Source organism: Aeromonas veronii bv. veronii (assembly GCF_000820225.1).
Taxonomy (GTDB): Bacteria; Pseudomonadota; Gammaproteobacteria; order Enterobacterales; family Aeromonadaceae; genus Aeromonas; species Aeromonas veronii.
On the sequence record NZ_CDDK01000028.1, the window covers coordinates 150,009 to 157,358 of the forward strand.

The following is a 7,350-nucleotide window of genomic DNA, read 5'->3' on the forward strand; positions in this document are numbered from 1 at the left end:
CGACTACTCTTGTAAGGTAGACATATCGGGAGTTGCACATGTCGGCCCAATCCATCGAACCCCACTACTCAACTCCTCTGTTGGCGTTGGTCTCTGCCATTATGGACTTCCCGGCGCCACAAACCGCCACATCTGACGATTACGATGCCCTGATCCAGCAGATTGACCAACTCTGCCCGCTGCAACATTTCGGCATGCTGGGCCTCTCCGATACCGGTCTGAACTGGCTTTACGCCTACAAGGTCAGCGACATCTTCAAGCAACAGCTGGGCCGTGAGCAGTCCCGCATCACCGATCAGCTCACCCAGCTGGATGAAGCCGAAGGGTGGTGCGTCTTCCCCATTGAGCATGGCCAGATACAGTGGTTGCTGGCTCGCGGCACCCCTGCCGACCTGCCGACCCTGCGTCTGCTGCTGGAGTGTCTGGCCAAACGGCTGACCGAAACCCAGGCGGGCTCCCATCTCACCGAGCTTCCTTCGCCGCTGATCCGCAAAGACCCGAACTGGAAAAAGAAAATCGAGAGCATCAGCCGCATCATGCGGCTCGCCAATACCCTGCCGGCTCAGGCGCTCTTCTCCCAGCTGGAAGCGGTACTGCGCCAGATGCTCACCATCGAGGACATGCTGCTGGTCAGGTTAACCAGTCAAAAGCTGGAAAAAATCTACCCCGCCCATCCCCATCAGGGAGACGAGTTCATCAGCGGCTTGTGCCACAGCACCAGCAATATCGAGGTGAGCAGGGAGTCACGCTACTGGCACAGCATGCCGCTGCGGCTGCAACAACAGTACTTCGCCCACTTCATCATCAGCACGGCTCAACCGCTGGAGACCGACGACAAGCTGTTTCTCGACTTCCTGCGTGGTCAGCTCACCCTGCTGCTGGAGCTGAGACGGATCCGCCAGCAGCTCAACGACATCAATACCGAAGACTCCATCAACCAGCGGCTGCAACAGCTGCGTCAGACCAACCTCAGGCTGCAAAAGCAGCTCAAGCAGCATCAGGAGCTGGAACGGCGGCTGCAATTCGATGCGCTTCACGACCCGCTGACCCAACTGCCCAACCGCGCGCTGTTGATGAACCACCTCAACCACGCCATGACCCACTACAACCGCTACAAGTCACCGGGATTCGCGGTAATTTTTATCGATGTGGATCACTTCAAGCAGATCAATGACACCCTGGGCCACAGCGCTGGCGATCAGCTGCTCAAGGAGGTGAGCCGCCGCCTGCAGACCTGCATCCGGCAAAACGATCTGGTGGCCAGACTGGGGGGCGACGAGTTCGTCATCTATCTGGACAGCAGCAAGAGCGACGATGACATCAGCCCGGTGCTCAACCGCATTATCAGCCGTCTCTCCTACCCGTTCCGGCTACTCGGCAACGAGCTGAGCATTACCGTCAGCCTTGGGGTATCGAGCGTCTCCGAGCAAACCTCAGATATCAGCCAGCTGCTCCATCAGGCCGATTTGGCCATGTATCAGGCCAAGCGCAATGGTCGCAGTCGCATCGTCAGCTACTCGGATGATTGTATCAACCAGAACTGGAATTCGCCGGAAGAGATGCTGGCCAGAGCCCTGCGGGAGGGGCGTATCGTCCCCTACTTCCAGCCGGTGATCCGGCTGCAGGATAGCCGCCTGACCGGACTGGAGGTGATGGCGCGCTGGCTGACCGAGGAGGGGATTCTGAAGGATGCGTTCGACTTTATTCCGCTGGCAGAGCAGTGCGGTCTGATACTGGAGCTGGATTACCAGATCCTGCGCCACACCTGCCAACAGCTGAAGAACTGGCTGCCAATCTCCGGGCAGGGCAAGTTCAAGGTCGCCATCAATCTGTCGGGCAAACATCTGGTCAACCATGACCACATCATGCGGCTGATGGGAATTATCGAAGAGGAAGGGGTCGCCCCCGGCTATCTGATTTTTGAATTCAACGAGCGGGAGCTGTCGCGACAAGATTCCGATGCACTGGCATCCCTGCATGACCTGAGGGCCAAGGGTATCCAGATCAGCCTCGATGATTTCGGCACCGGCTTCTCCTCCCTCAACGCCTTGTTCCACTTCCCGGTGGATTACATCAAGGTGGATGACAGCTTTACCCAGAGGATGCTGCAATCGCCCAAAGATTTGGCGCTAATCCGCGCCATGCGGGATATCTGTCAGGATCTCGATTACACCCTGGTCGTCGAGGGGATCGAGAACCAGCAGCAGTTGCAGAAGCTGATTGATATCGGCTGCCGGATGGGGCAAGGGCGCTATATCTCACCGCCCATGCCGGGAGCAGATATAGTGCCGCTACTGACCCCGGCCAATCCTTAGAGTTAACCCTTCTTGAACAACGCCCGCAGGTTGGCAACACCGACCTGCCCCTTCTGCTGGCGCTCCTCGGCAGTCACCTTCTTCTGGTTTTCCCATTCAAGATCATCCTGCGGCAGCTCCAGCAGGAAGCGGCTCGGCTCTGGCCGTACCGACTCGCCAAACTGACGCCGCTCCTTGCAGAGGGTAAAGGTCAGCTCGGTCTGGGCCCGGGTGATGCCCACGTAGGCGAGACGCCGCTCCTCCTCCACGTTGTCTTCATCTATGCTGGTCTGGTGGGGCAGCAAGCCCTCCTCCATCCCCACCATGTAGACATAGGGGAACTCCAACCCCTTGGAGGCATGCAGCGTCATCAACTGCACCTGATCCGCATCATCCTCCCCTTCGTTGCGCTCCATCATGTCGCGCAGGGTGAGGCGAGTGACCACCTGGGCCAGCGTCATCGACTCCTCCAGCTCATCCCCTTCCAGCATCTCGGTGATCCAGCGATAGAGGGTGGAGACGTTCTGCATCCGCATTTCGGCCGCTTTCGGGCTGGGGGAGGTCTCGTAGAGCCACTCTTCGTAGTGGATCTCCTTAATCATGTCCCGCACCGCCTCCACCGGATTGCCGCGCAGCGCTTGATCGCCAAGGCGCACCAGCCAGTTGGTGAATGCCTGCAGGGCCACGAGGCCGCGGCCGGAAAGATGCTGCTCCAGCCCCAGCTCGAAGCTGGCGGCAAACAGACTCTTGCCACGTTGGTTGGCGTATTGGCCAAGCTTTTCGAGGGTGGTGGGGCCAATCTCGCGGCGCGGCAGGTTGACCACCCGCAGAAAGGCGGTGTCCTCATCCGGATTCACCAGCAGCTTGAGGTAGGCCATGATGTCCTTGATCTCGGTGCGGGAGAAAAACGAGGTACCGCCCGAGATACGGTAAGGAATCCGGTTGGTCATCAACGCCTTCTCGAAGATGCGCGACTGATGGTTGCCCCGATAGAGGATGGCGTAATCCTTGAACCGGGTGCGGTTCATAAACTTGTGGCCCATCATCTCGGCAGCGATCCGCTCCGCTTCGTGCTCCTCGTTCTTGGCAAACAGCACCTTGAGCTTTACCCCTTCATCCAACTCGGAGAAGAGCGCCTTGTCATAGACGTGCGGGTTGTTGGCGATCAGGATGTTCGCGCACTTGAGGATCCGCCGCTTGGAGCGATAGTTCTGCTCCAGCTTGATCAGCTTGAGGCTGGGGAAATCTTCGCTTAGCAGCACCAGATTCTGCGGCTTGGCACCGCGCCAGGAGTAGATGGACTGGTCATCATCCCCTACCACGGTAAAACGTGCCCGCTCGCCGACGATCTGCTTCACCAGCTCGTATTGGCTGGTGTTGGTGTCTTGGTACTCATCGACCAGCAGATAGCGGATCTTGTTCTGCCAGCGCTCGCGAACCTCCTGATTGCTCTTGAGCAACAGGGTCGGCATCACGATGAGGTCGTCAAAATCCAGCGCGTTATAGGCCACCATCTGGCGGTGATAGCGCTCATAGAGCTGGGCCATTAGCACCTCTTCCGGCCCGCGAGCGATGCGCATGGCGCGGGCTGGCAGGATAAGGTCGTTCTTCCAGTTGGAGATTTGGCTGATCAGGGCCGAGAGCTTGTCCTTGTCGTTGTCGAGCTCGTCTTCAGTCAGCTCTTTCAGCAGTGCCAGCTGATCGGTGTCGTCGAACAGGGAGAAGTTCGCCTTGAGATTCAGGCTCTTGTGCTCACGACGAATGATATCGAGCCCCAGGGTATGGAAGGTGGAGACCATCAGCCCCCGCGCCTCCTTGCGACCCAAAGTCTGGCCAACCCGCTCCTTCATCTCCCGCGCAGCCTTGTTGGTAAAGGTGACCGCCGCTATGTTGCGCGCACTGTAGCCGCACTGCTGCACCAGATAAGCAATCTTGTTGGTGATGACGCGGGTCTTGCCCGATCCGGCACCCGCCAGCACCAGGCAAGGGCCGGAAACATACTTGACCGCTTCGTTCTGATTGGGGTTGAGCTTCATGGGCCGGATCTCTTGGCTTATGATGAGGGGCGGCATTGTACCAGAAATCACCCGATGAGCCGTACCTGCTGCACGGCAGGCAACCGCCCATCGGGCTTATCGCGCCTTGTGTTCGGGCGCTATTTTCAGGATCATGACCGACCTTTCGAGATGATGACTTTTTCCAGATGATGAGGGGAGCATGAATCAGCAACAGCACGACCAACTGCGCAGCCAGTTTCCGGCCTTGGCGCAGGAGGTAAACGGCCACCCTCTGGTCTATCTGGACAACGCCGCCACAACCCAGAAGCCGCGCGCGGTACTGGATGCCATCGCTCACTACTATGGGGCCGACAACGCCAACGTGCACCGCGCCGCCCACGCCCTGAGTGGCCGTGCCACCCGCGCCTTCGAAGCGGCCCGCGAGACGGTCGCCCGCTTTATCAATGCGCCCCACAGCCACGAGGTGATCTGGACCCGCGGCACCACGGAGGCGATCAATCTGGTGGCCCAGAGCTGGGGGATGAGCGAGCTCAAGGCAGGGGACGAAATTATCCTCAGCACGCTGGAGCACCACGCCAATATCGTCGCGTGGCAACTGGTCGCCCAACGCACAGGAGCGGTGATCCGGGTCATCCCCCTCAATGAGCGGGGCGATCTCGATCTGGCCGCCTATCACGCCATGCTGGGGCCACGCACCCGGCTGGTGAGCGTGGCCCACGTATCCAATGCCCTTGGCACCGTCAATCCGGTCACCTGGATAGTAGAGGCCGCCAAAGCGGTTGGCGCCGTGACGCTGATCGACGGCGCCCAGGCGGTGGCTCATCTCGAGGTGGATGTGCAAGCCATCGGTTGCGACTTCTACGCCTTCTCCGGCCACAAGCTCTATGGCCCGACCGGCATCGGTGTGTTGTGGGGCTGCACCGAGCTATTGGAGCGGATGCCGCCCTGGCAAGCCGGTGGCGAGATGATCGATCGGGTCAGTTTCAGCGGCACCACCTTCAATACCCTGCCCTTCAAATTCGAGGCGGGCACCCCCCATATCGCTGGTGCTATCGGCCTCGCCGCAGCCATCGACTTTGTGATGGGGCAAGATCGGCAATGGCTCGCCAACCATGAGCAGGCGCTGACCGACTATCTAGTCGCAGGCCTGCAACAGGTGCCGGGGCTGCGCCTGATCGGCGAGCCCGACCAGCGCGCCGGTGCGGTCTCTTTCTTACTGGAGGATATCCACCCGCAAGATGCCGCTACCCTGCTCGACATGCAGGGGATCGCCCTGCGAGTCGGCCATCACTGCGCCATGCCACTGATGGAATCGCTCGGGATCGGCGGCACCATACGTGCCTCGCTGGCCTGCTACAACAATCGGGACGATGTCGACGCCCTGCTGGCCGCCCTGCACAAACTCAGTGACTTCTTTTAAGGCAGACAATCCAATGAACAGCCTCGCAACCTATACCCGGATAGGCGTTGAGCCCGACACAAATAGCATCCGTCAGCAATTTGCGGCAGTAAACGGCTGGGAGAACCAGTACCGGCTCATTATCCAGCTCGGCAAGCAGCTGCCTGCACTGCCCAGCGAATGGCAGCAGGAGGCATTTCGCCTCAAGGGATGTGAAAGCCAGGCTTGGCTGAAGGGAGAACAAAGCGAGGATGGCTGCTGGCACTTTGCCTGTGATTCCGATGCTCGCATCGTGCGTGGCCTCATCGTCATCGTGTTGGCGGCACTCAACCACCAATCGTCTGCGGCGATCCAGGCATTTGATATGGAAGGGTATCTCACCGAACTGGGACTTGAGAAACACTTGAGCCCGTCACGAGGTAACGGGCTCAGAGCGATCGTACTGGCGATCCGGGAACAGGCTGTCTAACCCGCTCTGTTCAGTGGTCGATTAAGCTTCGCCAATCGATCCAGCTTCTTCATTCCCGCTCTCTTTCTCGGCTCGGGCGCCCCGCTCGGCAATCTTCTTCAATACCCGGGACGCGGCAACCAGCCCGAAGGTTGCCGTCACCGGCGTCACGGCGCCAAAACCGGAGGCGCAATCCATCTTCATGGTGCCATCGCTGGCGGCCTTGGCCTGACAGGTGCCACCATTACCATCCGGATAACTCAGCTGCTCGGTTGAGAAGACACACTCCACCCCGAATTTGCGCGCCGGATTCTTGCTGAAATTGTGCAACCGGCGCAGGTCGGAGCGCACCTTTGCCGCCAACGGGTCTTGAATAGTCTTGGCCAGATCGGCCACGGTTATCTGGGTCGGATCCATCTGCCCGCCAGCACCACCCGCCACAATTACCGGTATCTTGTTGCGCTTGCAGAAGGCAATCAGCGCCACCTTGGCCTTGACCGAGTCGATGGCGTCCACCACATAGTCAAACTCCCGCTTGATATGCTCGGCCAGATTATCGGCAGTGACGAAATCATCCACCTCGATCACTTCGCAATCCGGATTGATGGCGCGAATACGCTCGGCCATCACCTCGGTCTTGAGGCGACCGACCGTCCCCTGCATAGCGTGGATCTGGCGATTGGTGTTGGTGATGCAGATATCGTCCATGTCGATCAGGGTGATCTGGCTGATACCGGCGCGGGCCAGCGCCTCGGCCGCCCAGGAGCCTACGCCGCCGATCCCCACCACACAGACCTTGGCCTGGCTAAAGGAACGCAGGGCATTCTGACCATAAAGACGGGCAATGCCCCCGAATCGCTGTAGATATTCTGCTTTCATACCACCACCTTGCTTGAGGGCGGCCATTATAACGGCAACCACCGCCAGCCGCGATGGCAGAACCGGAGAAAATCGGGGAGGAAAAATGGAGAAAACGGCAGGGAAGAGGGAATAAAAGGTCAGTTATTAGACGATTTTATGAATTGCAGGCAATAAAAAACCCCGCTCGATGAGCGGGGTTCTTAAATTGGGTGCCTGGCAGTGTCCTACTCTCGCATGGCGAATGCCACACTACCATCGGCGCTACCGCGTTTCACTTCTGAGTTCGGCATGGGATCAGGTGGTTCCACGGCGCTATGGCCGCCAGGCAAA

General features: G+C 59.2%; 5 protein-coding genes and 1 rRNA gene. 3 read left to right on the top strand and 3 right to left on the bottom strand.

Translation table 11 applies throughout. From position 1 onward, the window contains the following. Positions 1 to 38 precede the first annotated feature (38 nt). Positions 39 to 2,315 (top strand): putative bifunctional diguanylate cyclase/phosphodiesterase, encoded by a 2,277-nt coding sequence (locus BN1139_RS12185; RefSeq protein WP_005355671.1) that lies wholly within the window; start codon positions 39 to 41, stop codon positions 2,313 to 2,315. Positions 2,316 to 2,317: 2 nt separating this feature from the next. Here BN1139_RS12185 and rep read toward each other — a convergent pair whose 3' ends face one another. After that, positions 2,318 to 4,330 (bottom strand): DNA helicase Rep, encoded by a 2,013-nt coding sequence (gene rep / locus BN1139_RS12190; RefSeq protein WP_005355674.1) that lies wholly within the window; start codon positions 4,328 to 4,330, stop codon positions 2,318 to 2,320. 181 nt (positions 4,331 to 4,511) lie between these two features. Between rep and BN1139_RS12195 the strand changes: the two genes are divergently transcribed. Both BN1139_RS12195 and BN1139_RS12200 read left to right on the top strand, forming a co-directional pair. After that, positions 4,512 to 5,732: an aminotransferase class V-fold PLP-dependent enzyme gene (locus BN1139_RS12195; protein ID WP_005355677.1), complete on the top strand. Its 1,221-nt coding sequence runs from the start codon at positions 4,512 to 4,514 to the stop codon at positions 5,730 to 5,732. A gap of 13 nt (positions 5,733 to 5,745) precedes the next feature. After that, entirely contained in the window at positions 5,746 to 6,180 is a 435-nt protein-coding gene (locus BN1139_RS12200) for a SufE family protein (RefSeq protein WP_005355679.1), read from the top strand. Between the two features lie 21 nt (positions 6,181 to 6,201). Here the strand turns inward: BN1139_RS12200 and tcdA are convergent, their stop codons facing one another. Together tcdA and rrf are read right to left on the bottom strand one after the other, a co-directional pair. Beyond that, positions 6,202 to 7,038: a tRNA cyclic N6-threonylcarbamoyladenosine(37) synthase TcdA gene (gene tcdA, locus BN1139_RS12205; RefSeq protein WP_005355682.1), complete on the bottom strand. Its 837-nt coding sequence runs from the start codon at positions 7,036 to 7,038 to the stop codon at positions 6,202 to 6,204. A gap of 193 nt (positions 7,039 to 7,231) precedes the next feature. Beyond that, positions 7,232 to 7,346, bottom strand: a 5S ribosomal RNA gene (gene rrf, locus BN1139_RS12210). Positions 7,347 to 7,350: the final 4 nt, after the last annotated feature.

What these genes read in the sequence shown, in the direction of transcription:
- rep (WP_005355674.1), bottom strand. Translation starts at nt 4,330, where the DNA reads ATGAAGCTCAACCCCAATCAGAACGAAGCGGTCAAGTATGTTTCCGGC.
- BN1139_RS12185 (WP_005355671.1), top strand. Translation starts at nt 39, where the DNA reads ATGTCGGCCCAATCCATCGAACCCCACTACTCAACTCCTCTGTTGGCG.
- tcdA (WP_005355682.1), bottom strand. Translation starts at nt 7,038, where the DNA reads ATGAAAGCAGAATATCTACAGCGATTCGGGGGCATTGCCCGTCTTTAT.
- BN1139_RS12195 (WP_005355677.1), top strand. Translation starts at nt 4,512, where the DNA reads ATGAATCAGCAACAGCACGACCAACTGCGCAGCCAGTTTCCGGCCTTG.
- BN1139_RS12200 (WP_005355679.1), top strand. Translation starts at nt 5,746, where the DNA reads ATGAACAGCCTCGCAACCTATACCCGGATAGGCGTTGAGCCCGACACA.